25 protein-coding genes, 1 rRNA gene and 1 pseudogene are annotated in these 24101 nt (G+C 70.0%); 18 read left to right on the top strand and 9 right to left on the bottom strand.

All coding sequences use genetic code 11. The annotated features are described in order from the left end of the window. From rrf to ACIA8E_RS39260, 9 genes are all read left to right on the top strand, one after another. Positions 1–74, top strand: a 5S ribosomal RNA gene (rrf, locus tag ACIA8E_RS39220); the annotation flags it as partial. Between the two features lie 72 nt (positions 75–146). Beyond that, positions 147–791, top strand: a complete 645-nt coding sequence (locus ACIA8E_RS39225) for an HAD family hydrolase (RefSeq protein WP_399306276.1) — start codon at positions 147–149, stop codon at positions 789–791. A gap of 41 nt (positions 792–832) precedes the next feature. After that, complete coding sequence (locus tag ACIA8E_RS39230) at positions 833–2044, top strand: MFS transporter (protein ID WP_399306278.1); 1212 nt, start codon at positions 833–835, stop codon at positions 2042–2044. Then, positions 2013–3185 carry an acetoin utilization protein AcuC gene (locus tag ACIA8E_RS39235; RefSeq protein ID WP_399306281.1) on the top strand — a complete coding sequence of 391 codons (1173 nt, stop codon included), beginning with the start codon at positions 2013–2015 and terminating at the stop codon, positions 3183–3185. Before ACIA8E_RS39230 ends, ACIA8E_RS39235 begins: the two co-directional genes overlap by 32 nt. Positions 3186–3327: 142 nt before the next feature. Further along, positions 3328–4143: a phosphatase gene (locus ACIA8E_RS39240; RefSeq protein ID WP_399306284.1), complete on the top strand. Its 816-nt coding sequence runs from the start codon at positions 3328–3330 to the stop codon at positions 4141–4143. A 128-nt stretch (positions 4144–4271) separates the two neighbouring features. Then, complete coding sequence (locus ACIA8E_RS39245; RefSeq protein ID WP_399306287.1) at positions 4272–4484, top strand: helix-turn-helix domain-containing protein; 213 nt, start codon at positions 4272–4274, stop codon at positions 4482–4484. Between the two features lie 109 nt (positions 4485–4593). Further along, positions 4594–4692 (top strand): 30S ribosomal protein bS22, encoded by a 99-nt coding sequence (locus ACIA8E_RS39250; RefSeq protein ID WP_003948845.1) that lies wholly within the window; start codon positions 4594–4596, stop codon positions 4690–4692. 189 nt (positions 4693–4881) lie between these two features. Next, positions 4882–5976: an NAD-dependent epimerase/dehydratase family protein gene (locus tag ACIA8E_RS39255; protein ID WP_030974212.1), complete on the top strand. Its 1095-nt coding sequence runs from the start codon at positions 4882–4884 to the stop codon at positions 5974–5976. Between the two features lie 15 nt (positions 5977–5991). Next, complete coding sequence (locus ACIA8E_RS39260; protein WP_399306289.1) at positions 5992–7041, top strand: lysophospholipid acyltransferase family protein; 1050 nt, start codon at positions 5992–5994, stop codon at positions 7039–7041. A 74-nt stretch (positions 7042–7115) separates the two neighbouring features. On the opposite strand, the gene ACIA8E_RS39265 is transcribed toward ACIA8E_RS39260, so the two are convergent. The 3 genes from ACIA8E_RS39265 to ACIA8E_RS39275 all read right to left on the bottom strand — a co-directional run bounded on the left by ACIA8E_RS39265 (position 7116) and on the right by ACIA8E_RS39275 (position 10603). After that, positions 7116–8306, bottom strand: coding sequence for a DUF5667 domain-containing protein (locus ACIA8E_RS39265; protein WP_399306292.1), 1191 nt, complete (start codon positions 8304–8306; stop codon positions 7116–7118). Between the two features lie 208 nt (positions 8307–8514). After that, positions 8515–9291 (bottom strand): ECF subfamily RNA polymerase sigma factor, BldN family, encoded by a 777-nt coding sequence (locus tag ACIA8E_RS39270; protein WP_030974218.1) that lies wholly within the window; start codon positions 9289–9291, stop codon positions 8515–8517. A gap of 355 nt (positions 9292–9646) precedes the next feature. Continuing rightward, complete coding sequence (locus ACIA8E_RS39275) at positions 9647–10603, bottom strand: HAD family hydrolase (protein WP_399306295.1); 957 nt, start codon at positions 10601–10603, stop codon at positions 9647–9649. Between the two features lie 158 nt (positions 10604–10761). Between ACIA8E_RS39275 and ACIA8E_RS39280 the strand changes: the two genes are divergently transcribed. The 6 genes from ACIA8E_RS39280 (at position 10762) to hemB (ending at position 17343) form a co-directional block, all read left to right on the top strand. Continuing rightward, positions 10762–11037, top strand: a complete 276-nt coding sequence (locus ACIA8E_RS39280) for a glutaredoxin family protein (RefSeq protein WP_328627318.1) — start codon at positions 10762–10764, stop codon at positions 11035–11037. 272 nt (positions 11038–11309) lie between these two features. Further along, complete coding sequence (locus ACIA8E_RS39285) at positions 11310–12083, top strand: redox-sensing transcriptional repressor Rex (RefSeq protein WP_399306298.1); 774 nt, start codon at positions 11310–11312, stop codon at positions 12081–12083. Continuing rightward, entirely contained in the window at positions 12080–13576 is a 1497-nt protein-coding gene (locus ACIA8E_RS39290; RefSeq protein WP_399306301.1) for a glutamyl-tRNA reductase, read from the top strand. Before ACIA8E_RS39285 ends, ACIA8E_RS39290 begins: the two co-directional genes overlap by 4 nt. Next, positions 13573–14556 carry a hydroxymethylbilane synthase gene (gene hemC, locus ACIA8E_RS39295; protein WP_399306303.1) on the top strand — a complete coding sequence of 328 codons (984 nt, stop codon included), beginning with the start codon at positions 13573–13575 and terminating at the stop codon, positions 14554–14556. The genes ACIA8E_RS39290 and hemC overlap by 4 nt, the downstream gene beginning before the upstream one ends. After that, the gene (locus ACIA8E_RS39300; RefSeq protein ID WP_030974229.1) at positions 14553–16220 is read left to right on the top strand and encodes a bifunctional uroporphyrinogen-III C-methyltransferase/uroporphyrinogen-III synthase; all 1668 of its coding nucleotides are present in this window, start codon (positions 14553–14555) and stop codon (positions 16218–16220) included. Before hemC ends, ACIA8E_RS39300 begins: the two co-directional genes overlap by 4 nt. 124 nt (positions 16221–16344) lie before the next feature. Beyond that, positions 16345–17343 carry a porphobilinogen synthase gene (hemB, locus tag ACIA8E_RS39305; protein ID WP_399306306.1) on the top strand — a complete coding sequence of 333 codons (999 nt, stop codon included), beginning with the start codon at positions 16345–16347 and terminating at the stop codon, positions 17341–17343. 26 nt (positions 17344–17369) lie between these two features. Here the strand turns inward: hemB and ACIA8E_RS39310 are convergent, their stop codons facing one another. From ACIA8E_RS39310 to ACIA8E_RS39330, 5 genes are all read right to left on the bottom strand, one after another. After that, positions 17370–17900: a HEAT repeat domain-containing protein gene (locus ACIA8E_RS39310; protein ID WP_399306309.1), complete on the bottom strand. Its 531-nt coding sequence runs from the start codon at positions 17898–17900 to the stop codon at positions 17370–17372. Between the two features lie 201 nt (positions 17901–18101). Then, on the bottom strand, positions 18102–18908 hold the full coding sequence (locus ACIA8E_RS39315; protein WP_399306312.1) for a DUF4253 domain-containing protein: 807 nt from the start codon (positions 18906–18908) through the stop codon (positions 18102–18104). Between the two features lie 86 nt (positions 18909–18994). Further along, positions 18995–19795: a HEAT repeat domain-containing protein gene (locus ACIA8E_RS39320; protein ID WP_399306314.1), complete on the bottom strand. Its 801-nt coding sequence runs from the start codon at positions 19793–19795 to the stop codon at positions 18995–18997. Then, positions 19774–20103, bottom strand: coding sequence for a hypothetical protein (locus tag ACIA8E_RS39325; RefSeq protein WP_399306316.1), 330 nt, complete (start codon positions 20101–20103; stop codon positions 19774–19776). The genes ACIA8E_RS39320 and ACIA8E_RS39325 overlap by 22 nt, the downstream gene beginning before the upstream one ends. Positions 20104–20302: 199 nt before the next feature. Then, positions 20303–21202: an Lrp/AsnC family transcriptional regulator gene (locus ACIA8E_RS39330; protein WP_399306318.1), complete on the bottom strand. Its 900-nt coding sequence runs from the start codon at positions 21200–21202 to the stop codon at positions 20303–20305. 218 nt (positions 21203–21420) lie between these two features. Here ACIA8E_RS39330 and ACIA8E_RS39335 point away from each other — a divergent pair, with 218 nt between their 5' ends. The 3 genes and pseudogenes from ACIA8E_RS39335 (at position 21421) to ACIA8E_RS39345 (ending at position 23167) form a co-directional block, all read left to right on the top strand. Next, positions 21421–22044, top strand: a complete 624-nt coding sequence (locus tag ACIA8E_RS39335; protein ID WP_399306321.1) for an NAD(P)-dependent oxidoreductase — start codon at positions 21421–21423, stop codon at positions 22042–22044. Further along, a pseudogene (locus ACIA8E_RS39340) lies at positions 21987–22400 on the top strand (NAD(P)-dependent oxidoreductase); the annotation flags it as partial. The gene ACIA8E_RS39335 and the pseudogene ACIA8E_RS39340, both read left to right, overlap by 58 nt. Then, positions 22397–23167 (top strand): class II aldolase/adducin family protein, encoded by a 771-nt coding sequence (locus tag ACIA8E_RS39345; protein ID WP_399306323.1) that lies wholly within the window; start codon positions 22397–22399, stop codon positions 23165–23167. The pseudogene ACIA8E_RS39340 and the gene ACIA8E_RS39345, both read left to right, overlap by 4 nt. A 55-nt stretch (positions 23168–23222) precedes the next feature. Here ACIA8E_RS39345 and ACIA8E_RS39350 read toward each other — a convergent pair whose 3' ends face one another. After that, positions 23223–23951, bottom strand: a complete 729-nt coding sequence (locus ACIA8E_RS39350) for a DUF4232 domain-containing protein (protein WP_399306325.1) — start codon at positions 23949–23951, stop codon at positions 23223–23225. Positions 23952–24101: the final 150 nt, after the last annotated feature.

Genomic DNA, 24101 nt, shown 5'->3' on the forward strand with positions numbered 1-24101 from the left:
ACCCGGAAGCTAAGCCTTTCAGCGCCGATGGTACTGCAGGGGGGACCCTGTGGGAGAGTAGGACGCCGCCGAACAATTATTCCGGGAAAGCCCCGTGCCCTTGTGGCACGGGGCTTTTCTGCGTTCTGAGCGTCTAGGCTCGAACCATGCGCTACGAACTGGTCATCTTCGACAACGATGGTGTGCTCGTCGACAGTGAGCCGATCTCCAACACCATCCTCTCCGGCTACCTGACCGAGCTCGGTCACCCCACCTCGTACGAGGAATCGCTCCGTGACTACATGGGGTCCGCCGTGCACCGGATCCACGACATCGTCGAGGAGAGGACCGGGGAGAAGCTGCCCGCGGACTTCGACGAGACGCTCCACTCCCGGATCTTCGCCGCGTTCCAGCAAGAGTTGCAGCCGGTCGAAGGGGTCGCCGACGTGCTGGGGAAGCTCGTCGCCGACGGGGTTCCGTACTGCGTCGCCTCGTCCGGGAACCACGAGCGGATCCGGGTCGGGCACCGGAAGACCGGGCTCGACCAGTGGTTCGAGGAGGAGTGGATCTTCAGCGCGGAGGACGTGGGGCGCGGGAAGCCGGCGCCCGACCTGTTCATCCATGCCGCAGAGCGGATGGGCGTCCCGCCCGAGAGGTGTGTCGTCATCGAGGACAGCCCGCTCGGTGTGGAGGCGGCCCGGGCCGCGGGGATGGATGTGTACGGGTTCACGTCGATGATGCCCGCCGACCGGCTCGCCGGGGTGTCCGGCTGCTTCTCCGACATGGCTCAACTGCGGGAATTGCTCGCCTGATCCATCTACCCACGGGTAGGCCAGGGCCCTACGCTGCGGCCATGAAGGATGCGCGGTTGCGGCACGGTAGGGCCTCCTTGGCGTTGAGCTTCTTCGTGCAGGGGGTCACCTTTGCCCTGCTCGTGACGCGTATTCCTGCCATTCAGGACCGGTACGGGATATCCGACGGTCTGTTGCCCGTGTTCCTTGCCGCCGTGCCCATCCTGGCCGGCGTGGGCAGCGTGGTCACCGAGAAGGTGGTCGCGCGGGTACGGCCCCGGGTCGTGCTCAGGTGGGCGCAGCCCGTCGTACTGCTGGCGCTTCTCGGTGTCGGAGCCGGCAGCGAGCTGTGGCAAGTGGCCGTGGCGCTCGGTGTGTTCGGGCTGTCCGTCGGGGCACTCGACGCTTCCATGAACATGATGGGGGTCAGCCTCCAGCGGGCGTACGGGCGCAGCATCATGCTCGGGTTCCATGCCGCGTACAGCCTGGGCGGGATCGCCGGGGCGTCGATGGCGTGGGCCGGAGCGCACTGGGATCTGACGCTGCTGGTCTCGTATCTTCCGGCGGTCGTCGTGCTGCTGCCGGCCGCGTTCATCGGGAGCCGGTGGTACGTCGAGGGCGTCGAGAAGAAGACGGACGCCGACGGGCAGCGGGAAGAGGCCTCCTCGGGGGTCTCGGTCTCGTTCAAGCTGCTGATGCCGCTCTGTCTGGTGATGAGCTTCGCGTACATCGGGGACTCGACGGTCTCCAACTGGAGCGCGAAGTATCTGCAGGACGTGCTGGGGAGCTCGGAGCAGCTGTCGACGGTTCCGTACAACGTCTACATGGTGACGACGCTGCTGGGGCGGGCTGTGGGGGACTTCGGGGTGCGGCGGTTCGGGGCCGTGCCTGTCGTGCGGTTCGGGAGTGTGCTGGCCGCGGCCGGTTTCGGGGTGGTGGCGGTTGCTTCCGGCGCGTGGATCGGGATGCTCGGGTTCACCATGCTGGGGCTGGGGCTCTGTGTGATCGTGCCTCAGACGTTCGCGGCTGCGGGGCGGATGTTCCCCGGTACGAGCGATACGGCGATCGCGCGGCTGAACGTCTTCAACTATGTGGGGTTCCTGGTGGGGTCGCCCTTGGTCGGGGCGCTGGGGGACGCGTGGAGCTACCGGGGCGCGATGCTCGTCCCGATGGTGCTGGTGCTGGCGACGCTCGTGTACGCCAAGTCGTTCGGTCCGGAGCCCGCCCGATACGGTGGCGGGCATGAGCGGCCGCGCACAGTTGATGTGGGATGACGCAGTAACGGGATACGACTTCGGGAACGGTCATCCGATGGACCCCGTCAGACTGGCCCTGACGATGGGTCTGGTGCGGGCCTATGGGCTCGACAGTGCGGTGGATGTGGTGGCCGCCAAGCCGGCCGGGGACTCCACGCTGAGGCTCGTGCACCGTGAGGACTACGTGGCGGCTGTGCGTGCGGCCTCGGCGGACCCCAAGGCGGCCGATCAGAGCTATGGGCTCGGGACGATGGACGATCCCGCGTTCGTGGGGATGCACGAGGTGTCGGCGTTGATCGCCGGGCAGTCGGTGGCCGCGGCCGAGGCGGTGTGGCGCGGGGCCACGGCGCACGCGGTGAACTTCGCGGGCGGGCTGCACCATGCGATGCCCGGCGGTGCTTCGGGGTTCTGCATCTACAACGATCCGGCGCTGGCCATTGCCCGGCTGCTGGAGCTGGGTGCGGAGCGGGTGGCGTACATCGATGTGGATGTGCACCACGGCGACGGGGTGCAGGCCGCGTTCTGGGAGGACCCGCGGGTTCTGACGGTGTCGCTGCACGAGCATCCGCGGACGCTCTTTCCGCAGACCGGCTGGCCGGAGGAGACCGGTGCCGGTGCGGGGGAGGGCGCCGCCGTGAATGTGGCGCTCCCTGCCGGTACGGGGGACGCGGGGTGGCTGCGGGCGTTCCATGCGGTGGTGCCGGAGTTGCTGGCGGACTTCCGGCCGCAGGTGCTGGTGACCCAGCACGGTGCCGACACGCACTTCGAGGACCCGCTCGCCCATCTGGCGGTGTCGCTGGACGCGCAGCGGTCGGTCATGGAGTCGTGTCACGAGCTCGCCCATGAGTACGTGGAGGGCGGGCGGTGGGTGGCGCTCGGCGGCGGGGGGTACGCGGTCGTCGACGTGGTGCCGCGGTCCTGGACGCACCTGGTGGGGATCGCCGCGCATGCGCCGGTGGACCCGGAGTCGATGATTCCTGCTTCGTGGCGGGACGAGGTCTATGCCCGGACGCGGCAGTTGGGGCCGGCCCGGATGACGGATGGACGTACGCCTTCGTGGCAGTCGTGGGAGGGCGGGTACGACCCGGCGGACCGGCTCGACCAGGCGGTGCTCGCGACCAGGCGGGCGGCGTTCCCGTTGCGGGGGCTGCTGGCCTGAAACGGGCGGGGACGGTCCCGGTGCGGCCGATTCCTTGCTGACGTGAAGAAGGGTTGCGCCAACTGAGCAATGGTTACGCCAACTGTGGGGCGTAGTCGGGCTTCTGTCCCCCCGTCCGGGTGGTTGGGGGAGCATCGGCAGGGTGTTGAGCACCGGAGCGCTGCGTGCGCATCTGCTGGCGGCCCGGCTGGCCGGGCCCGTGGCCACCTCACGGGAGGTGAGCCTGCGGAGCTATCGGCTGTTCGCGGCGAGGGATCCGCGGGTGCTGCTCGGGCTCAATCCCGAATGGGGGTGGGAGGAGTGCGATCTGCTTCGGCTGATGGCCGACAAGTGCGGGGTCTCGGACGATCCTGCTCATGTTTCGGGTCCTGATGTGATCGACCCGGAGCGCACTTTGGCTGGTCTGGACGCGTTTGCCAAGCGGTTGTCGGATGTGGCGGCCCGGCGGGCACCGGTACTTTTCGGGACGGGCCATCCGCACCGGCTGCTCAGCTTCTACGCCACGTTGGCAGACGCTTTGTCGGCGGCCGGCTGCGCCGTACTCACCCCCGCGCAGGGGCGATGTATCGACATAACGACCCGGTTCGGCGTACGCACCTACAACCTTGATTACGTACGGGGAGTCGCCCTGGTGCGCGAGCCCGGCGTGCGGGTCCGCGGTGGTGAGCCGGGCGCACATACCCACTCGCCGCTGCCGGTTCGGGTGGCGCTGGAGGCCGCGGTGGCTGCCCACGGGCGGCTGCCCGAGCTGGTCGTCGGGGACCACGGATGGGTCTGCGGGGCAGGTCAGCTGGGTATCGAGGCGATCGGCCTGGCGGACACGGACGATCCCGCGCTGTTCGTCGGCGAGGCCGAGGGGCAGGTGTCGGTCGCCGTTCCGCTTGATGACGCCGTTCGGTCCGCCCACTACCGGCCACTCACTCGCTATGTGCTCAATCGGGCGTGTCTGTCACAGTAGGCGGCCGATGGTCCCTCCTCTTCCCCACTCGCATCACCCGCCCCTAATCTGGGGAGTGAGCGCACAACGACGAAGAGTCACCGGAGGGGAAGCCGGTGCGCGTCTCGTGCGGAAGGTACAGGTGGGTCATGGCTGCTGGCAGCGAGAGGCCTCTCAACGAGGTCAAGTTTCTGACCGTGGCGGAAGTCGCCTCGGTCATGCGGGTGTCGAAGATGACCGTGTACCGCTTGGTGCACAGTGGTCATCTGCCGGCGATCCGGGTGGGCAGGTCCTTCCGGGTCCCGGAGCAAGCGGTTCACGAGTATCTCCGCGTGTCCTTCGTGGGGGTGGAGTCGGCCTGAGGTTCACCTCGGATTACGTCCCTCACCCGGTGGCGGGTAGGCTAGGCCGACGTAGGTCGTGTGGGCCCAGACGCCCCGCACCAGTGAAGAGAAGTGAGCGAGGGTAGTCGTGGGCTCTGTTATCAAGAAGCGGCGCAAGCGGATGGCCAAGAAGAAGCACCGCAAGCTGCTCAAGCGCACGCGCGTTCAGCGTCGCAACAAGAAGTAAGCGAACGCAGTTCGTGAATCCGCAGCCCTCCCGCCGACATGGTGGGAGGGCTGCGGTGCGTTGTGCGGGCGGCCTTGCACATATTTGGGCCAAAGACTCGGCAGAACGCCGCCGCGCAGTCATCACAGGGCAACATCCACCCGCTACGGTGACGGCCAGGGGAAACCTCTTCGACGGAAGGCGCTGATCTTGGGGAAGGTCGTGCTCGTCACGGGAGCGGCCCGGCAGCTGGGCGGCCGATTCGTGCGGCGCATCCAGCGTGACCCTGAGGTGGACCGGGTGATCGCCGTCGACGCGATCGCGCCCGGGCACCAATTGGGTGATGCCGACTTCGTCCGCGCGGACATCCGCCAGCCCGCGATCGCCAGAGTCCTCGCCGAGCACACCGTCGACACGGTCGTGCATCTGGACGTCAGCGGCAAGGCGCTCGGGGCCGGTGGCCGCACCACGGTCAAGGAGACCAATGTCATCGGCACCATGCAGCTGCTCGGTGCCTGCCAGAAGTCGCCGACGGTGCGGCGTTTGGTGATCAAGTCCAGTACGGGTGTGTACGGCTCCGCACCGCGTGATCCGGCGGTCTTCACCGAGACCACCCCGCCCAAGTCCCTACCGAGCGGCGGCTTCGCGAAGGACGCGGTGGAGGTCGAGGGGTACGTGCGGGGCTTCGCGCGCCGCAGGCCGGACGTCGCCGTGTGCGTGCTGAGGTTCGCGAACATCCTGGGGCCGGACGCGGACTCGCCGCTCGCCGACTATCTGTCGCTACCCGTCCTGCCGACCGTGTTCGGGTACGACCCCCGGCTCCAGTTCGTCCACGAGGACGACGTCATCGACGTACTGAGGATCGCCTCGCACGAACCACGGCGCGGGACGCTGAACAGTGGCACCTTCAATATCGCGGGCGACGGGGTGCTGCTGCTGTCGCAGTGTTCGCGGCGGCTCGGGCGGCCGACGATGCCGGTGCCCCTGCCCGCCGTCACCTGGGTGGGCCAGGCGCTCCGCACGGTCGGCATGACGGACTTCTCACCGGAGCAGATCCGGCTGCTCACGCACGGCAGGGTGGTCTCCACCGTGCAGATGCGCGAGACGCTGGGCTTCCACCCGGGATTCACCACCGCGGAGACGTTCGCGGACTTCGCGCGGAACCAGGCCCCCGGCCTGCTGCCGCCCGAGATGGTCGGCAGGGCCGTCGACCGGCTGGCGGCGATGCCGTTCGCCGGTGGGACAGGCGAGGTCCCGGGGATCACCGGGACCGACGACACACAACCGACCCACAGCGCGAGATAGAGGAGCGCACCGACGATGGCGGATGCCAAGGTCATTCCGTTCGACGACGACCGTTCACGGTCGGGTGGCGCGCCGCGGTCGGCGCGGCGGCGGTCCGGGGCGGGCCCCGCAGTGGGCACCGCGGCCCTGAGCGCCCTGCCCGGGCAGTTGGACGCCGCGCCGGTCCAGGAGACGGTGCAGGGGGGCGGGGAGCCCGTGGAGGGTGTGCAGGACGAGGTTCGGCGCGGCAGCTGGGACCGGCGGATCGCGGGTGGGCTCGCGTTTCTTCGTCGGCGGGTCACCGGCGAGTACGAGGTCGACGAGTTCGGGTACGACGAGGAACTCACCGATCAGGTTCTGATGTCGATGCTGCGGCCGATGTACGAGAAGTACTTCCGGGTCGAGGTGAGGGGCATCGAGAACATCCCGTCGGACGGCGGGGCGCTGATCGTGGCCAACCACTCGGGGACGTTGCCGCTGGACGGGCTGATGCTCCAGGTCGCCGTGCACGACAACCATCCGGCGGGCCGGCATCTGCGGCTGCTCGCTGCGGATCTGGTCTTCGTGCTGCCGGTGGTGAACGAGCTGGCCAGGAAGGCCGGGCACACGCTGGCCTGTGCGGAGGACGCGGAGCGGCTGCTCAGGCAGGGCGAGGTCGTCGGTGTGATGCCGGAGGGCTTCAAGGGCATCGGGAAGCCGTTCGGCGAGCGGTACAAGCTGCAGCGGTTCGGGCGAGGCGGCTTCGTGTCGACGGCGTTGCGGGCCGGGGTGCCGATTGTGCCGTGCTCGATCGTGGGGGCGGAGGAGATCTACCCGATGATCGGCAACGCGAAGACGCTGGCGCGGGTGCTGGGGGTTCCGTACTTCCCGATCACGCCCACGTTTCCTTGGCTGGGGCCGTTGGGGGCGGTGCCGTTGCCGACGAAGTGGACGATTCAATTCGGGGAGCCGATTCCCACGGAGGGGTATCCGGTGGAGGCGGCGGAGGATCCGATGCTGATGTTCAACCTGACGGATCAGGTACGGGAGCAGATTCAGCACACGCTGTACAAGCTGTTGGTGCAGCGGAGGTCGGTGTTCTTCTGACGGCGGGTGTCCTCAACCGCCGGAAGTGTTGAGCGACCGGCGGACGGGCTTGGGGGAATCCGTCCGCCGGGCAGTCACTGGTCTTCGTCCTCGCTGTTGAATCCCAGGCCCGGGAGCAGGCCGGGGAGCAGGGGCGGCAGCGTCACGTCCGGGGTGGGCGGGGTGTTGTCCCTGCCCGTTGTGGGCGGGGTGGTGCCCGGGGACGGTGTGTCCAGGAAGCCGTCCGTGCCGCCTGCGATCAGGCTGTCCTCCGGGGTGGAGGCGGATCCGGACGGATCCGGGGTACCGCTGCTGCCCGTCTGGCCCTGTGAGACCTCGGGGGAGAAGGGGGCCGGGTCGTCCGTGCCGGGCGACTCGTCGGTCTGCTGCGAGGAGCCGGACTCCTGGGAGTCGGTGCTCCGGTCCGGGCTGCGGGGGAGCAGGGACTGCAGCGGTGCGACCTCTTCGTCTATGGCTTCGAAGACAGAGCTCACCTCGTCCCCCACGTCCGTCAGCTGGACCGGCAGACGGTCGCGCAGGGTGCTCCAACTTCCGCGGTGGGAGCGGGAGAAGGAGTCCAGGGTCTGGATGGGTCCCAGTGCCCCGTCGCGTTGGTACGCGGCGTGGAGCAGCCGGTGGCCCTCGGTGGCGTCGTGCGTCATGCCGTTGAGCGTGCGCCTGATCTCGCCGAGTGATTCGTGGTCCAGATCACCCGCGCGGCCGCGTTCCATCAGCCTGCGGGCCTCGCTCAGCCGGGTCGACGCCTGGTCGAGGTAGACCTCGCCCCGGTCGGCGTCGCCGTCGGCCATGCCCAAATGGATGTCCTCCATGCCGCGCTTCAGCCCGTACAGCGAATCACCAGGCAGGGCTTCGGAACTGGCAGCGGCCACTCCGCCGAAGGCTCCCGCGGCCACACCGACGGTGAGACCGCCGGCCGCGATGCCCTTCGTCCAGCGGGAGCGGGGGCGCAACTTCCTGAGCGGGGAGGCCCGGTGGGCCCCCCTGCCTCGTTGCTCGGGCACCGTAGGGCCCGTGGAAGCGCCGCCCTCGGCAAACATGGCCTCCATGGCGGCGACGAGCTGGGCTCGCTGCACCACTTTGACCTCGGGATCCAACTTCGGCCTCGGCAGCTCACCGAGGCCGTTCGCCAGGGCCAACAGCGGTCCGTGGTCGGCCGGTTCGGCCGGGTCCTCGGGCTGTACGGCCGCCGCACCCTGGAGCTCCTGCTCCTCCAGGGCCTGGGCGAAGGCGTTCGCCCGCCGGTGTGCCGAAACGTTTGCGATCACTGGCGGCACCTCCTCTCGTCATGACGGTCGACTCCCCTGGGGGTCCGGAAGGTTGCACACCTTGAGCGCTTCCACACGAAAGAGTGAGTGTCGGCGGACATGGAGTGACGACAGGGGGCCTGTAACCGGCACAACGAGTGGCGCGGCACATGGGTTACGCACGAAAGATGATCGGACCAGTGCGTGAGGGGTGTGTCGCAGAGCGTGTTCAGCGGGCGTCGTCCGGCAGGAGTCGGGCGAGCGTGCGGACGGCGCGGTACTGCAAGGTTTTGATCGCGCCTTCGTTCTTTCCCATCACGCGGGCCGTCTCGGCGACCGAGAGGCCCTGCAGGAAGCGCAGCGTCACACACTCCTGCTGCTGGGGGTTGAGTCGGCGCACGGCTTGCAGCAGTGCGGCGTTGGAGAGGGACTCCAGGACGGAGTCCTCGGGGCTGCGCTCGACCTCGTTGGCGTCGAGCATTTCGCCGGTGGTCACTTCCAGTCGGAAACGACTGGACTTGAAGTGGTCGGCGACCAGGTTGCGGGCGATCGTGACCAGCCAGGCGCCGAAATCGCGGCCCTGCCAGGTGAACGTGGAGATGCGGCGCAGGGCGCGCAGGAAGGTCTCGCTGGTGAGGTCCTCCGCCGTCGCCTTGCCGCCCACGCGGTAGTAGATGTACCGGTACACGGTGTCGCTGTACTGGTCGTAGAGACGGCCGAAGGCGTCAGCCTCACCGGCCTGTGCGCGCTCGACGAGATCCATCATGCGCGCGCTGTCGCTGTCGGCGGTCGGCCGACGAACGGTGGACGTGGTCGTTGCGCCGCGGTTGCTGCGTCTTCCGACCGCTGCACCGCGTTCGGCCAGGGCATAGCAAGGGCCGACAGGTGCAGGGGCGGCAAAAGCGGGTACGGCGTACGCGGTGGGGACGAAGCCGCGCAAGCGGTCGGCGACCGTTGCGCGCAGCGTAGCCAGGCCCGAGGCGTCAACCCCGACGTGTGGGTACACGGGACTCCCAGAGGCAGAGCTTCCATCACGTGCAGTGCGAAACCGTCACTCGTCGTAGTGAGTGGTGGGTTCCGGAATGCGTCTGAGGAGAATAACGCTTCGTACAGGCAGTGCTACACCCAGTTGCTCAAATCACCGGTTCCGTCGCTTCTGTAGCGACTATGAGGCGCATCAAGTAGCACATCGTGACCGTTTATTGATCGGATTACTTCGTGATCTGCCTGCGGCCGCAACGGGTTGTGGTCGGGTGCGCGCAATCCGACTGGCCGGAGAGGTCAGCGGGTAGGGGGTCCCGATTGGCGGCAGGGAGCCGGGCGTGGCTCGGCCCCCTGCGCGGGGGAAGGTCCGCGTGCGGTCAGCGGCGGCGGCGGTGCAGGGCGACGGCGGCCGCGGTGCCGCCCGCGAGGGCGCCGACACCGGCCGCGGCCGGGATGCCGACCTTCGCCGCCTTGCGGCCCGTGCGGTAGTCGCGCAGCCGCCAGTCGAGGGCCCGGGCGTGCTTGCGGAGCTTTGTGTCCGGGTTGATCGCGTAGGGGTGGCCGACCAGGGACAGCATCGGGATGTCGTTGTGCGAATCGCTGTACGCCGCGCAGCGGGCGAGGTCGAGGCCCTCGGCGGCGGCCAGGGCGCGGACCGCCTCGGCCTTCGCGGGCCCGTGCAGTGGCTCGCCGACCAGGCGGCCGGTGTAGATGCCGTCGACGGACTCGGCGACCGTGCCGAGCGCGCCGGTCAGTCCGAGGCGGCGGGCGATGATCGTGGCGGTCTCCACCGGGGCGGCGGTGACCAGCCAGACCTTCTGTCCGGCGTCGAGGTGGGCCTGGGCGAGGGCGCGGGTGCCTGGCCAGATGCGGTCGGCCATGTACTCGTCGTAGATCTCCTCGCCGATGGACATCAACTCGGAGACGCGGTGGCCCTTGACGATGGACAGGGCGCTGTCACGGGCGTCCTGCATGTGTTCCGGGTCCTCCACGCCGGCCAGCCTGAACCAGGCCTGCTGCCAGGCGAACCGGGTCAGCTCGCGGCGCTGGAAGAACTTCCGTTTGTACAGCCCGCGGCCGAAGTGGAAGATCGCCGCGCCCTGCATGACTGTGTTATCCAGGTCGAAGAAGGCGGCAGCCCGTTCGTCGCCGACGACCGGGAAGGCCGGTTCCGGCTCCGTGGTCGTGGCGGGGTTCTCGTCGGTGGATCGTTCGGCGGGCTGTTCGGCGTGGAGTGACGACTTCCGCGCTGCCTCGGCTGCTGCCTCGCCTGCCAGCACGCTCCGTGCTGTCGCGGAACGCCTACGTGGTGTGAGCCATCCAAGAGCGGCCATGTCGTGAGCATAGCCAGTCTGTTGAGCCCTTCCCGACCTGCCGGGATGCGGTGGCGTGAACTCTCGGCGGCCGAATTGTTAAACGGGCGATTCGGGGCGTACCGGATCAGTGCCCTATGAGTTCCGGAAAGGGCGGGCGGTCGGCGCAGAATGAAGACATGAGTGCCTTGCTGCGTCGTACGAAGAAGAAGCCCGCGGACCGGGTGGTGACCCTGGTCGGGAAGCCGGGGTGTCACCTCTGTGACGATGCGAGGCTGGTGGTGCGGGAGGTCTGTGAGGAGACCGGCGCGTCCTGGGAGGAGAAGGACATCACTCAGGACGAGGGGCTGCACCGGGAGTACTGGGAGCAGATTCCGGTCGTCCTCATTGATAACGAACAGCACACGTTCTGGCGGGTGGATCCGGCGAGGCTGCGCAGCGCGCTGCTTTCCTGAGTGAAACCCGGTTACCATCGTGGGCGTTTTGAGTGGTCTCGGGGGCGTAGTCGTGAGGAGTGTGTACCGTCTTGCCCCCTTCGGGCCTGCAACGGGCTGATGCGATCCAAGGTTCCGGGATCGCGCGACGGATGTGCGTGACCCCGGTCACTTTGACCGGACAAAACGGACACCATCTTTGTGCACGCGTTCACAAAGACATAGCCTGCATTCGACGGGGCGGTCTTGGAACATATGGCCGCCTGCAGCCCCGCTCATCCCGCAGGAGCACCGTGGCAACTGGCCGAACTCACCGACCGGCGACCCGTAGCCGAGGAATTCCCGAGGCCACCGTCGCCCGGCTTCCGCTGTATCTCCGCGCACTGACCGCGCTCTCCGAGCGCTCGGTCCCCACGGTCTCGTCCGAGGAACTCGCCGCGGCGGCGGGAGTCAACTCTGCCAAGCTGCGCAAGGACTTCAGCTACCTCGGCTCCTACGGAACGCGTGGCGTCGGGTACGACGTCGAGTATCTCGTCTACCAGATCTCCCGCGAGCTCGGGCTCACCCAGGACTGGCCGGTCGTCATCGTCGGTATCGGTAATCTCGGCGCCGCGCTCGCCAACTACGGCGGCTTCGCCTCCCGCGGTTTCCGGGTCGCCGCACTGATCGACGCGGACCCCGCGATGGCTGGTACGCCCGTCGCCGGGATCCCCGTCCAGCACGCCGACGAGCTGGAGAAGATCGTCAGCGACAACGGCGTGTCGATCGGTGTCATCTCCACCCCGGCCGGTGCCGCCCAGCAGGTCTGCGACCGCCTGGTCGCCGCGGGCGTCACCTCCATCCTGAACTTCGCGCCGACGGTGCTCTCCGTGCCCGACGGCGTCGACGTCCGCAAGGTCGACCTCTCGATCGAACTCCAGATCCTCGCCTTCCACGAGCAGCGCAAGGCCGGTGAGGAAGCCGCGGCCGGGGACGGCGTCGACCAGGCCGCGCCGCCCGTGCGCGCCGCCGCGAGCAGCAACCGGAAGGGACCCGACGGGGACATGCCCGCCGTGATGCCGGCATGAGTCTCCTTGTCGTAGGGCTGAGCCACCGCAGCGCCCCGGTCTCCGTACTGGAACGGGCGTCGCTGGCTGCCGAGACGCAGTTCAAGCTGCTGCAGGACGCCCTGGCCGCGGAGCCCGCGGCCGAGGCCGCCGTCCTCGCCACGTGTAACCGCATCGAGCTGTACGCCGACGTGGACAAGTTCCACGCGGGCGTCGCCGAGCTGTCCACGCTCCTCGCGCAGCACAGCGGGGTCGGGCTGGACGAGCTCACTCCGTATCTCTATGTGCACTACGAGGACCGGGCCGTCCACCATCTCTTCTCGGTGGCGTGCGGGTTGGACTCCATGGTCGTCGGCGAGGGCCAGATCCTGGGCCAGATCAAGGACGCGCTGGCGCTGGGGCAGGAGAGCCACACCGCGGGCCGGCTGCTGAACGACCTGTTCCAGCAGTCGCTGCGGGTCGGCAAGCGCGCGCACAGCGAGACCGGGATCGATCGCGCCGGGCAGTCGCTCGTCACCTTCGGCCTGCAGCAGCTCGCGGGCGGCGCCGACACCGCCGACTGGGCCAGGGGCAAGCGTGCTCTGGTGATCGGCGCCGGCTCGATGTCGTCGCTGGCCGCCGCCACGCTGGCCCGTACCGGTGTCGCCGAGATCGTCGTCGCCAACCGGACCCGGGCCCGCGCCGACCGGCTCGTCGAGATCCTGGGCCAGGCCGGTGGCACGGGAGTGACCGCCCGGGCCGTCGAGATGGCCGCGGTCTCCGACGAACTGACACGTGCCGATGTCGTCGTGTCCTGTACCGGTGCGACGGGACTCGTCCTGACCGGTGAGACCGTCGCCGGTGCGCTCGGCCTGCCGTTCGACGCGGCCACCACCGCAGTCGAGGCGCCCGCCGAGCCCGCCGCCGACCTGGACCAGCACGCCGCGTGGGTGGAGAACGGTTCCGCCACCACGACGGCGCAGGCACAGGCCGTGCGCCGGGCCACCGTGCCCGCGCAGTCCACCGGACCCGTCCGGCTCGCCCTGCTCGACCTCGCCATGCCCCGCGACATCGACGGCGCGGCGGCCCGCCTCGACGGTGTGCGCCTCATCGACATCGAGTCGCTCGCCGAGGCGTCCGCGGACGCTCCGATGGCCGCCGATGTGGACCAGGTGCGCACCATCGTCGCGGACGAGGTCGCCGCGTTCGGTGCCGCCCAGCGCGCCGCCCACATCACCCCGACCGTGGTCGCCCTGCGCACCATGGCCGCCGATGTGGTGGCCGGCGAGATCGCGCGGCTCGACGGACGCCTCCCCGACCTGGACGAGAAGCAGCGCGCCGAGATCACGCAGACCGTGCGCCGCGTCGTCGACAAGCTCCTGCACGCGCCCACCGTGCGGGTCAAGCAGCTCGCCAGTGAGCCCGGCGGCGCCGGGTACGCCGACGCGCTGCGGGAACTCTTCGACCTCGACCCGCAGACGGTCGCCGCCGTCTCCCGGGCAGACCTGAACGACCCGAATCGAGGGCGGTCATGACCGACAACTCACCCCGCGCGCAGACCGGCGCGCCGCTCCGGCTGGGCACCCGGCGCAGCAAGCTCGCCATGGCGCAGTCCGGCCTGGTCGCCGACGCGGTCAGCGAGGTGACCGGGCGCGCCGTCGAGCTCGTCGAGGTCACCACGTACGGAGACACCTCCAAGGAGCATCTCGCGCAGATCGGCGGCACCGGCGTGTTCGTCGCGGCGCTGCGTGAGGCGCTGCTGCGAGGCGAGGTGGACTTCGCCGTCCACTCGCTCAAGGACCTGCCGACCGCACAGCCCGAGGGTCTCGTGCTGGCTGCCGTACCGCGGCGCGAGGACCCGCGCGACGTGCTGGTGGCGCGGGACGGGCTGACCTTCGAGCAGCTGCCGTCCGGTGCCCGCATAGGCACCGGCTCGCCGCGCCGCATGGCGCAGCTCAACGCGTACGCCCGCAGCCATGGCCTCGACATCGAGACCGTGCCGATCCGTGGCAACGTCGATACGCGTATCGGATTTGTACGAAGCGGTGAACTGGACGCGGTGGTTCTCGCCGCGGCCGGGCTCAGCCGCCTCGGCCGGATCGGTGAGGTGACCGACTTCCTGCCGGTCGACACCGTTCTGCCCGCTCCCGGTCAGGGAGCACTGGCGATCGAATGCGCTGCAACCAGCGCGGACCTCGCCGCCGCGCTCGCCGAGCTCGACGACCCGTACACCCGGGTCGCCGTGACCGCCGAGCGTTCCCTGCTCGCCGCCCTGGAGGCCGGCTGTTCCGCACCTGTGGGTGCGCTGGCCGACCTCCTGGTCGACGGACAGGCTGTCAACGAACTGCGCCTGCGCGGTGTCGTCGGTTCCACCGACGGCGCCTCGCTGGTACAGATGTCCATCACCGGTCCCGTCCCCACGTCGCACGACGACGCGGCGGCCCTCGGTCGCGAGCTCGCGGTCGAGATGCTTGCCAAGGGTGCGGCCGGTCTTATGGGGGAGCGAGCACTTTGAGCCCCACCGGCCCCGCCGCATCCGACTTTCCGGTCCTGTCCGCAGGGCACGTCACCTTCCTCGGCGCCGGTCCCGGCGACCCGGGACTGCTGACTCTGCGCGCTGTCGAGGCGCTCGCGAGCGCGGACGTCCTTGTCGCCGAGCCCGACGTGCTCGGCGTTGTTCGCGGCCATGCGCGGGCAGGCGTAAGCACGCCTGAGCTGGCGGTTGTTGACGTGTCGTCAACAGCCGCCGGTGTGCCCGTTCTCAGGGACGCGGCCAATCTTGTCATGGAGGCCGCGAAGGGCGGCAGGCGGGTCGTCCGTGCCGTCTCCGGCGACCCCGGCCTGGACGGGTCCGCGGGCGCGGAGATGCTCGCCTGCGCCGCCGCCGGCATCCCCTTCGAGGTCGTCCCGGGCGTCGCGAACGCCGTGGGCGTGCCCGCGTACGCCGGTGTGCCGCTGCGTGACGCGCAGGGCGCCGACGTCCGGTTCGTCGACGCCCGCACCGCCTCGGACCGCTGCTGGACCGAGATCGGCGCGAGCGACGCCACAGCTGTCGTCTCGACGACGCTGGATTCGGTCGCGGCCACCGCGGGCGAGCTGGTCTCGGCGGGCCGCAAGCCCGACACCCCGCTCACCGTCACGGTCGCCGGTACGACGACCCGGCAGCGCACCTGGACGGCGACCCTCGGGACGATCGCCCAGGTGCTCAAGCAGGCGAAGGTGCTGCCGTCGCCGGACGGGCACCAGCCGGTCATAGCCGTGGTCGGTGAGCGCAGCTCAGCCGCCCAGCGCGACCAGCTCTCGTGGTTCGAGTCCAAGCCGCTCTTCGGCTGGAAGGTGCTCGTGCCGCGTACGAAGGAGCAGGCGGCGTCGCTCTCCGACCAGCTGCGTTCGTACGGCGCCGTGCCGCACGAGGTCCCGACGATCGCCGTCGAGCCGCCGCGTACGCCCCAGCAGATGGAGCGTGCGGTCAAGGGCCTCGTCACGGGCCGGTACGAGTGGATCGCCTTCACCAGCGTCAATGCGGTCAAGGCCGTCCGGGAGAAGTTCGAGGAGTACGGGCTCGACGCCCGTGCCTTCGCCGGGATCAAGGTCGCGGCGGTCGGCGAGCAGACCGCCGCCGCGCTGATCGACTTCGGCGTGAAGCCGGACCTGGTGCCGTCCGGTGAGCAGTCCGCCGCCGGGCTGCTGGAGGACTGGCCGCCGTACGACCCGGTCTTCGACCCGATCGACCGCGTCTTCCTGCCGCGCGCCGACATCGCCACGGAGACGCTGGTCGCCGGGCTCATCGAGCTGGGCTGGGAGGTCGACGACGTCACCGCGTACCGCACGGTCCGCGCCTCGCCGCCGCCGTCCGACACCCGTGAGGCCATCAAGGGTGGCGGTTTCGACGCGGTGCTCTTCACCTCGTCGTCGACCGTCCGGAACCTGGTCGGCATCGCGGGCAAGCCGCACAACGTGACCGTCATCGCGTGTATCGGCCCTGCCACGGCGAAGACCGCCGAGGAGCACGGCCTGCGGGTGGACGTGCTGTCGCCGGAGCCGTCGGTGCACAAGCTGGCCGCGGCGCTCGCCGACTTCGGCGCGCAGCGCCGGGACGCGGCGAAGGAGGCCGGGGACCCGGTGACGCGGCCGAGCGAGCGGCGTCCTGGGGCGCGGAGGCGTCGTACGACGACCTGACCGGTCCGTTCAGGGTGTTCAGGGGCCCGGCTGTCTCGCAGCCGGGCCCCTGCCCGTTCCCCCGTTCGTTTTACCGGCACAGGTGTCGGTAAGACGGTGATGTGTACGGGTCTATCGTCGAAGGATGACTGTGTACGGAAACTTCCCCGGCTCCCGCCCCCGGCGGCTGCGGACGACCCCGGCGATGCGGCGGATGGTCGCCGAGACACGGCTCGACCCGGCGAACCTGATCCTGCCCGCGTTCGTACGCGAGGGCATCACGGCGCCCGTCGCCATCTCGGCCATGCCCGGTGTCCAGCAGCACACCCTGGACACCCTCCGGAAGGCCGCCGTCGACGCGGTCTCGGCCGGGGTCTCCGGGATCATGCTCTTCGGCGTTCCGGTGGACGAGAAGAAGGACGCCCGGGGAACCGCGGGCACCGACCCGGACGGCATCCTCCAGGTCGGTCTGCGCGCGGTGCGCGAAGAGGTCGGTGACGATCTCGTCGTCATGTCGGACCTGTGCCTCGACGAGTACACGGACCACGGTCACTGCGGCGTCCTGACCGCCGACGGCCGCGTCGACAACGACGCCACCCTGGAGCGGTACGCCGAGATGGCCCAGGTCCAGGCCGATGCGGGCGCCCATGTGGTCGGCCCGAGCGGCATGATGGACGGCCAGGTCGGCGTGATCCGCGACGCGCTCGACCAGACCGGGCACGAGGAAGTGTCGATCCTCGCCTACACGGTGAAGTACTCGTCGGCGTTCTACGGACCGTTCCGTGAAGCGGTCGGCTCGTCGCTGAAGGGCGACCGCAAGACGTATCAGCAGGACCCGGCGAACGCCCGTGAGTCCCTGCGCGAGCTGGCGCTCGACCTCGACGAGGGCGCCGACATGGTCATGGTCAAGCCGGCCGGACCGTATCTGGACATCCTGGCGAAGGTCGCCGACTCGGTGGACGTGCCGGTCGCCGCGTACCAGATCAGTGGTGAGTACGCGATGATCGAGGCCGCCGCCGAGAAGGGCTGGATCGACCGCGACGCGGCGATCATGGAGAGCCTGACCGGGATCCGGCGCGCGGGTGCGCAGATGATCCTGACGTACTGGGCGACGGAGGTCGCCGAGCGGCTGCGCCGTTCGTAGCAGCGGCACCTGGAGCCCGCGTCGCCTCAGGCCGCGGGTTCCAGGCCCCAGGACGAGAGGATGCGGACCGCCTCGTGGCCCAGCGCGGCGTCCGCGGACAGCTGGTGCAGCAGCTCGATCCGCTTGTCGCTGGGGCCTGCCTCGTCGAGCGCCGCCAGGGCGTTGTCCCGTACGAGCCGGTCGAAGTCGTCCATGACGGCGGCGGCCAGCACCTCGTGGACCTCCGGATCGTCGGCGTAGGGCCCGAGTGCCATGGCCGCGTACTGGCGCACCAGGTTCTCGTCGGGGCCGCGCAGCACAGTCAGCAGTGCCCGGCCCGCGCGGAGCCGGAAATCGGCCTCGGTCGGCGGCCGCAGGCGCAGGACCATGGTGGCTTCGACCCGTGCGAGGTCGTATTCCTCCGAGTCGGCGGTCACCGAGGCGAGGAAGGGCACGGCGGCCGGATGGTCCGGGCGATCGGCGAGCATGTCGCCCATTGCGGCGATGAGTTCGCGCTTTTCGTCGCTTTCGGCGGGCAGCGCGCGGAACTGCTCGATGAGGTTGTCTGTCCGATCCATGATGTGTGCGTTTCCCCGTGAGAGGCGGTTGCATTCCTCGGCCCCTGCCCCAAGGACCGGGTGACCGGTTCGGTGCGTGGTCCGCCCCTCCGGGCGGCCACGGCAACTGCGGTCTTCGACACGCTCATGAAGTCGGGGAGCTGGAGGGTGGGTTCGGGCAGCCGGGAGCCCTGGTGAGCGGGTAGTGGCGGCACCACTCGCTCAGTCCCACCAGAACGACCAGGAATCCTCGCCCAGAACGTACTGGTCCGCGTAGGCGCGCAGGGTGTCCGGGGTGTTGTGGGCGATGTTGTCCGGGCAGAACGCGAAGTGCTCGGCGGCGACCGCTACTGCTTCGTCGAGAGTGGTCGGCGGGGCGGCCACCGAGACGATCAGATGGTCGAAGCCGAGCGCCACCACGCGTATGCCGAAGCGGTCCTCCCAGGACCGGAGTACCGCGCAGAGCCGCGCCACGTCGTTCTCGTAGTTCAGCGGTCCCGTCCAGCCGATCGCCGCCGGTATGTCCGCGCTGCGCCGCGCGGGGACCAGCGCCACCCGGGCTCCCGGCATCCGGCCGTCCGCGTCGGTGAGCAGTGCGGCGATCTCGGCGGCCCGTTCCTCCGCGTCGACGGGGCCGCTCACCGGCGGGGTGGGCGCGAGGCCCGGCCACTTCGGGCCGAACGGTTCGATGGCCGTCCCTTCCAGCTCGTCCTCCGCGTACTCCTCCCAGAACTCGCCCAGTACGTCCTCCGCGTGGTGGTCCCCCGGGTACGACGTCATGCCGGGACTGAGCTCCCACCTCTCGGGCCACTCGCCGCGTGTTCCGGCGTCCAGGAGGACGGGGAGCAGCCCGACCGCCCTGCCCTCGGCGAGCAGCCGGGGCCAGGTGTCCGAGGTCGCGGGCCCGTCCGCGTACCAGAGCAGGGGTTCGTGCCACGGGCCGTCATTCGTGGTGTCGACCAGGGTGCCGGGCGGGAGTCGGAGCCCGGAAGTGGCCAGTGACGGGAGCGGGTTCGGGAGCGTCGCCATGTCGGTGACCTTAGATGCCGCCACTGACAATCGGCGGCCCGGCCCCGGCGCCAGCAGGTCGTGTGGCGGGAGTTCGGGCGGGGCCGCTACTCCGGCTCGGTGAACTCGACGGCCTCCCGGACGTCTGCGTGCGGGTCCTGGGAGAGCCGGTGGAGGAGTTCCTTGACTCCCGGTGTCGACCAGCCGGCCACTGCTTCGACCAGCGCGACGCGGACCTGTGGGTCCGGATGGTCGGCGAGGTGGGTCAGCCGGTCGACCGGCCCTCGTCGGCGCAGACCGAACCAGTGCAGCGTCTCGCAGAGCTTCGTGGGGTCGCCGGGGGTGCCGGCTGCGGCGAGCTGTCTCAGGAGGACGGGGGTCGTGGGGGCCGGTCCGTCGAGGGGGTGCGGTCGGCGTCGGCGCAGGCGCTGTGAGCCGTACTCGCCGCGCACTCTGCATCCGTAACAGGTGCAGGGTGTCCTGCCGTTGGAGTCGGGGAAGTACCGCCAGCCGGTGACCTGCTTGACGGCGCGGAGGCGGTGCACTTCGCCCTTGGTGACGGCTCTGGGGACGAACACCTCCCAGCCGCGCGGGTCGTCCAGGTCGGCGATGCGGCGTACGGTGTCGCCTGCCGTGGTGGCCGTGGGGCCCTGTGCGGGATGGTCGTTGTAGCGGCCGACGGTGACGCGCTCGTCGTCGGGCAGGCGGATGTGTACGGCGACGAGGCCGCGCGGGCCGCCGTGCCGGGCAAGTTCGCGCAGCCACTGGTGGGTGAGGGTGTACGACGGAAGGACGGGGAAGCAGAAGAGGCCCCGCGATCCGTCGCGGCCATGGCTGGCGGCCCGTATCCCGGAACGTCGGATGCGGGCGGCATTCGCCGTGGGTGTCAGGTGCACGAACATCGCCATGCGGCCGATGCTAAGGGCTGTCCGGTTGCCGTTGTGTCCTCGACCGCCGGACGGGCCTGGAGACGTAGGGTCGTCCGGCGATCGAGGACACGGCGTGGCCGCAGGCCCTTATCGAGGTCGAGGTCGAGGTCGAGGGCGTCGTCGGGCCGGCCGCCGAGCGCGGCGCGGGCGTCTTCGGCGGTGCCGACGTGGACGACCCGGCCGCCACGGACGGCCAGCGCCTCGGCGCGTACGGAGGTGCCGGGTGCGGCGACGGCCGCGCCGGTCACCAGGAGCGTGCGGTCGGCGTTGTAGAGGGGGCAGTGCATGAGGGGGCCTGCTTTCGACCGGGGGACGTCCATGAGGAGCCGTACGCACCGAGAGGTCGCAACGGCTGATTCGTTCGCATGGGTGATATGCAGCAGACGATGCCTTGCCTAGGCCCCGTACTCACAAATCTTTCGGAATGTGATGGCGTGTTTGGCTTACGTATCGTCCGGCGCGGTCGCAGTGGGGCGGAGTTTCTCGTCAGGGCGTGTGGTTGGTCAGGTCGTAGCGCTCCTTGATCAGTTCCAGATGGATCCAGCTCTCCACTGCGCGCACGCCCGCGCAGGCCCGCATGTCCTCCAGCGTGTCGCGCACGGCCGTGAGGGACTCCGCGCTGATCGTCCCGACGAGCTCCGCGCGCCCCATGCAGGCGGAGAGGAACGAGACCCGGTCCCAGGTGGCCATGCGTCGCGCAACCGCATCCCGCTCGCCGTCCAGCCGTACGGCGAAACCGCACAGAAGGCCCAGCCCCAGCAGCTCCGGCCGCACCAGTGCGAGCACCTTGGCGACACCGCCGTCGAGCAGGCGCAGCGTGCGGGCGCGGGCGGCGCCGGGTGAGAGGCCCACGCGCTCGGCGAGTTCCGCGAAGGGCAGCCGCCCGTCGCGTTCCAGCTCGTCCAGGATCAGCCGGTCCGACTCGTCCAGCTCCGGCACCTCGGGCCGGCCCGCCAGCAGATACGGGTCCTTGAGGTGCTCCAGGGAGATCAATGGATCCACCACGTCCACACCCTTCAGCGAGCGGATGGACTCCACAGCCCGGTCCAGCTCGGGCAGTCCCTTGGTGCGCAGCTCCGCCATGACCGCGCGGCTGCCCGCGGTGAGCGTGACGAACGGCGCCTGTGGCATGGCGGCGATCGCACGGGCCACCGGTTCGGCCGGGCCGCTCACGCCGATCGACAGGTGGGCCGATGCGGTCAGCTCCCGTACGGCGGGATGGACGACGGCCACCACTCGCACGCCGCCGCCCGCGAGCAGCCGCTGCACCCGGGCGCGGGTGGCGGGCCGGGAGAGGCCGACGCGCTGCGCCAGCGTCTCGTACGTCAGGCGGCCGTCCGTCTGCAGTTCCCGGACGACGGCCAGATCGGTGTGGTCCAGATCCACCTGAGCGCTTCCCCTCGGCTCGACTGTCCGGGCGGGAGCACCCGGGGTGGGGTCCATTGTCGACCACCGGGGTGCGGGGGTCGGACCCGGATGGTGTGCGTCTTGGGCGATCGCATCACCATCTCTGGACAATTTTGCCGGATGAAACGTAGGTTCTGGGCGAGTGTTGCGAACGAATCATTATTGCGCGGCGCTCCGAGGAACTTGAGGAGGATGGGATGAGCCGGCCCCTGGTGGTGTTCACGGACCCCGAGGAACTCGATGTCGGTCCGGGCGCACGGCTGCTGGCCGACGCGGGATTCGACACGCGCGTCGTCGGCAGTCGCGACCCGGACGCGATCGCCGCGGTCGCGCGTGACGCCGTCGCGCTGATCGTCGGTTACGCGCCCGTGGGGGCCGGGCTGCTCGACCGCCTCCCCGGTGTGGGGATGCTGGCCACCATGTCCGCCGGGTACGACATGATCGACACGGCGCAGGCGCGGCGACGCGGACTATGGGTGAGCAATCTTCCGCATGCCGCGACCGAGGACGTCGCCGTGCATGCGCTGGCCGGTGCGCTCGGCCTGGTGCGCGCGCTGCCCCAGGCCGACGCCACCGTGCGCGGCGGCGGATGGAACACCGAGTTCGCCGAAGTCCCGCGCAGAGCAGGTGAGCTGACGCTCGGACTGCTGGGCTTCGGACGTATCGCGAGGGCCCTGGCCCGGATCGCGGCACCCTCTTCGGCCGCGTCGCCGCGTACGACCCGCACGCCGACGAGGCAGGGTGGCCCGACGGCGTCGAGCGGCTCGGCCTGGACGAACTGGTCGCCGCCTCCGACGTGCTCTCCCTGCACACCCCGCTGACTCCGCAGACCCGCGGCATGGTCGACGCGGCGCTGCTCGCCCGGATGCGGCCCGGCGCCTTCCTCGTGAACGTCGCCCGCGGCGAACTCGTCGACACCGCGGCCCTGCTGGCCGCCCTCGACAGCGGTCGGCTCGGGGCGGCGGCACTGGACGTGTTCCCGGTCGAACCCCCGCCGCTCGACGACCCGCTGCGCAGCCACCCGCGCATCCAGCTGTCGCCGCACAGCGCCTATCTCTCCGACGCATCGCAGCGGGCGTACGTGTGCGCACCCGCCGAGAACGTCATCGCCTGGCACCGCGCCGGACGACCCCTCACCCCGGTGGTCGACCCGACCCTCGAAGGAGCCCCCTCATGACCGACGTGCAGACCGCCGACGCAGTCGACGAGGAGACGCGACTGCGGCGCGAACTCGCCGCCGTGTACCGGCTCGTGGCGCACTTCCGGATGACCGACCTGATCTTCACGCACATCTCGCTGCGGCTTCCGGGGCCCGATCACCACTTCCTCATCAACCCCTACGGCCTCCTCTTCGAGGAGATCACCGCCTCCAACCTGGTCAAGATCGATCTGGCGGGCAACCGGGTCGAGCCCGCCCCGCACCCGGTCAACCCCGCAGGCTTCGTCATCCACAGCGCGATCCATGCCGCGCGCGAGGACGCCCACTGCGTGCTGCACACCCACACCAGGGCCGGCTGCGCCGTCGCGGCGCAGCGCGACGGACTGCTGCCGCTGAATCAGATGTCGATGGAGTTCTACAACCGCGTCGGCTACCACGACTACGAGGGCGTCGCCCTCAACCTCGACGAGCAGAAGCGCCTGGTCGACGACATCGGCGACCACCCGGCGCTGATCCTGCGCAACCACGGTCTGCTGACCGTCGGCGGGAGCGCGGCCCAGGCCTTCCTGCGCATGTACTACCTGGAGAAGGCCTGCGAGATCCAGGTCACCGCGCAGGCGGGCGGCGGACCGCTGACCGTCCCCTCCCCCGAGACCTGCGAGTACACCGCCCGTCAGCTCGCGGGCGAGGCGGACGCGGACTTCCAGGACGACGGGGCCTACGAGTTGGCGTGGGCGGCCATGCTGCGCCTGCTGGACCGGGTTGCCCCGGACTACCGGGACTGAGTGGCGTCCGGGGCGCGGCTCGGCGCGGTTCGTGCGATCAGTGCGTCCGGCGCATTCAGTACGTGAGGGCGTCGGCCATGTCGCTCTGCCAGTAGGTGACGAAGCCCTTGTCGTCCCAGTAGGTGTCGGCCGGAAGTGTCAGCTCGTCCGGGACGGTGCCCGTGGAGCCAGAGGGGTCCTTGGCGGAGAAGTGCACCGTGAGGTGGGTGCCCTTGTACTGGTCGTTCGTCTCGACGTCGCCGGTCAGCAGGATGGCGGCGTACGCGGACTTGCCCGGGGCGAGCGTCACCACGGCCTGCGGCCGGCTGTCGTCCAGGATCGGGAAGACGGCCTGGGCGTCGTCGAACCGGAGCTTGGGCGCGTGGTACGCGTTGCAGGCGCGAGAGCCCGTGTTGGTCATGGTGAGCAGCAGGTGGTTGATGGGCCGGCTCACCTTGGTGACGGTGACCTCGGTGTTCTCGCCGATGCAGGTGGCGGTGGCCGGGCGGCTGGTGTTGTTGCCGCCGGTGGTGCCGCCGTCCTTGCCGGAACCGGTGCCGCTGCCGGTGTTCGAGGGGGAGCCCTGGGAGGCGACGGACGCGGGCCGGGCCGTGGACCGGGACGCGTTGCCGGCAGGCTTGTCGTCCGTGCCCGTGTCCGTGGCCCGGGACTGCCCGCCGGTGGTGCCGGCTCCCGGAGCCGCCGCTCCCGCCTTGCCGTCGGCACCGCTGCAGGCGGTGAGCGAGAGGGCGGCCAGGAGGGCGGTCGCGGCGAGGGCGGTCGTGCGGATGTGGTTGCTGCGCATGGCTGTGGTACTCCCCGTGTGTTGTTCGGTGGTCTCAGTTGTGGCCGATCAGGACCATGACGATCGTGCTGGTGACGATCACTACGCCCATGGCCACGGCATCGATCAGCTCGATGCGGAAGCGAGTTCGCACGGCGTCATCCCAGTGGT

Source organism: Streptomyces sp. NPDC051664 (assembly GCF_044453545.1).
Classification (GTDB): Bacteria; Actinomycetota; Actinomycetes; order Streptomycetales; family Streptomycetaceae; genus Streptomyces.

Bases quoted from the DNA above. Each gene is read 5' to 3' on its own strand.
- ACIA8E_RS39225 (WP_399306276.1), top strand. From the start codon at position 147: ATGCGCTACGAACTGGTCATCTTCGACAACGATGGTGTGCTCGTCGAC.
- ACIA8E_RS39335 (WP_399306321.1), top strand. From the start codon at position 21,421: ATGAGCCGGCCCCTGGTGGTGTTCACGGACCCCGAGGAACTCGATGTC.
- hemC (WP_399306303.1), top strand. From the start codon at position 13,573: ATGACCGACAACTCACCCCGCGCGCAGACCGGCGCGCCGCTCCGGCTG.
- ACIA8E_RS39325 (WP_399306316.1), bottom strand. From the start codon at position 20,103: ATGCACTGCCCCCTCTACAACGCCGACCGCACGCTCCTGGTGACCGGC.
- ACIA8E_RS39345 (WP_399306323.1), top strand. From the start codon at position 22,397: ATGACCGACGTGCAGACCGCCGACGCAGTCGACGAGGAGACGCGACTG.
- ACIA8E_RS39320 (WP_399306314.1), bottom strand. From the start codon at position 19,795: ATGGCGATGTTCGTGCACCTGACACCCACGGCGAATGCCGCCCGCATC.
- ACIA8E_RS39290 (WP_399306301.1), top strand. From the start codon at position 12,080: ATGAGTCTCCTTGTCGTAGGGCTGAGCCACCGCAGCGCCCCGGTCTCC.
- ACIA8E_RS39230 (WP_399306278.1), top strand. From the start codon at position 833: ATGAAGGATGCGCGGTTGCGGCACGGTAGGGCCTCCTTGGCGTTGAGC.
- ACIA8E_RS39245 (WP_399306287.1), top strand. From the start codon at position 4,272: ATGGCTGCTGGCAGCGAGAGGCCTCTCAACGAGGTCAAGTTTCTGACC.
- ACIA8E_RS39315 (WP_399306312.1), bottom strand. From the start codon at position 18,908: ATGGCGACGCTCCCGAACCCGCTCCCGTCACTGGCCACTTCCGGGCTC.
- ACIA8E_RS39260 (WP_399306289.1), top strand. From the start codon at position 5,992: ATGGCGGATGCCAAGGTCATTCCGTTCGACGACGACCGTTCACGGTCG.
- ACIA8E_RS39235 (WP_399306281.1), top strand. From the start codon at position 2,013: ATGAGCGGCCGCGCACAGTTGATGTGGGATGACGCAGTAACGGGATAC.
- ACIA8E_RS39350 (WP_399306325.1), bottom strand. From the start codon at position 23,951: ATGCGCAGCAACCACATCCGCACGACCGCCCTCGCCGCGACCGCCCTC.
- hemB (WP_399306306.1), top strand. From the start codon at position 16,345: ATGACTGTGTACGGAAACTTCCCCGGCTCCCGCCCCCGGCGGCTGCGG.
- ACIA8E_RS39310 (WP_399306309.1), bottom strand. From the start codon at position 17,900: ATGGATCGGACAGACAACCTCATCGAGCAGTTCCGCGCGCTGCCCGCC.
- ACIA8E_RS39275 (WP_399306295.1), bottom strand. From the start codon at position 10,603: ATGGCCGCTCTTGGATGGCTCACACCACGTAGGCGTTCCGCGACAGCA.
- ACIA8E_RS39280 (WP_328627318.1), top strand. From the start codon at position 10,762: ATGAGTGCCTTGCTGCGTCGTACGAAGAAGAAGCCCGCGGACCGGGTG.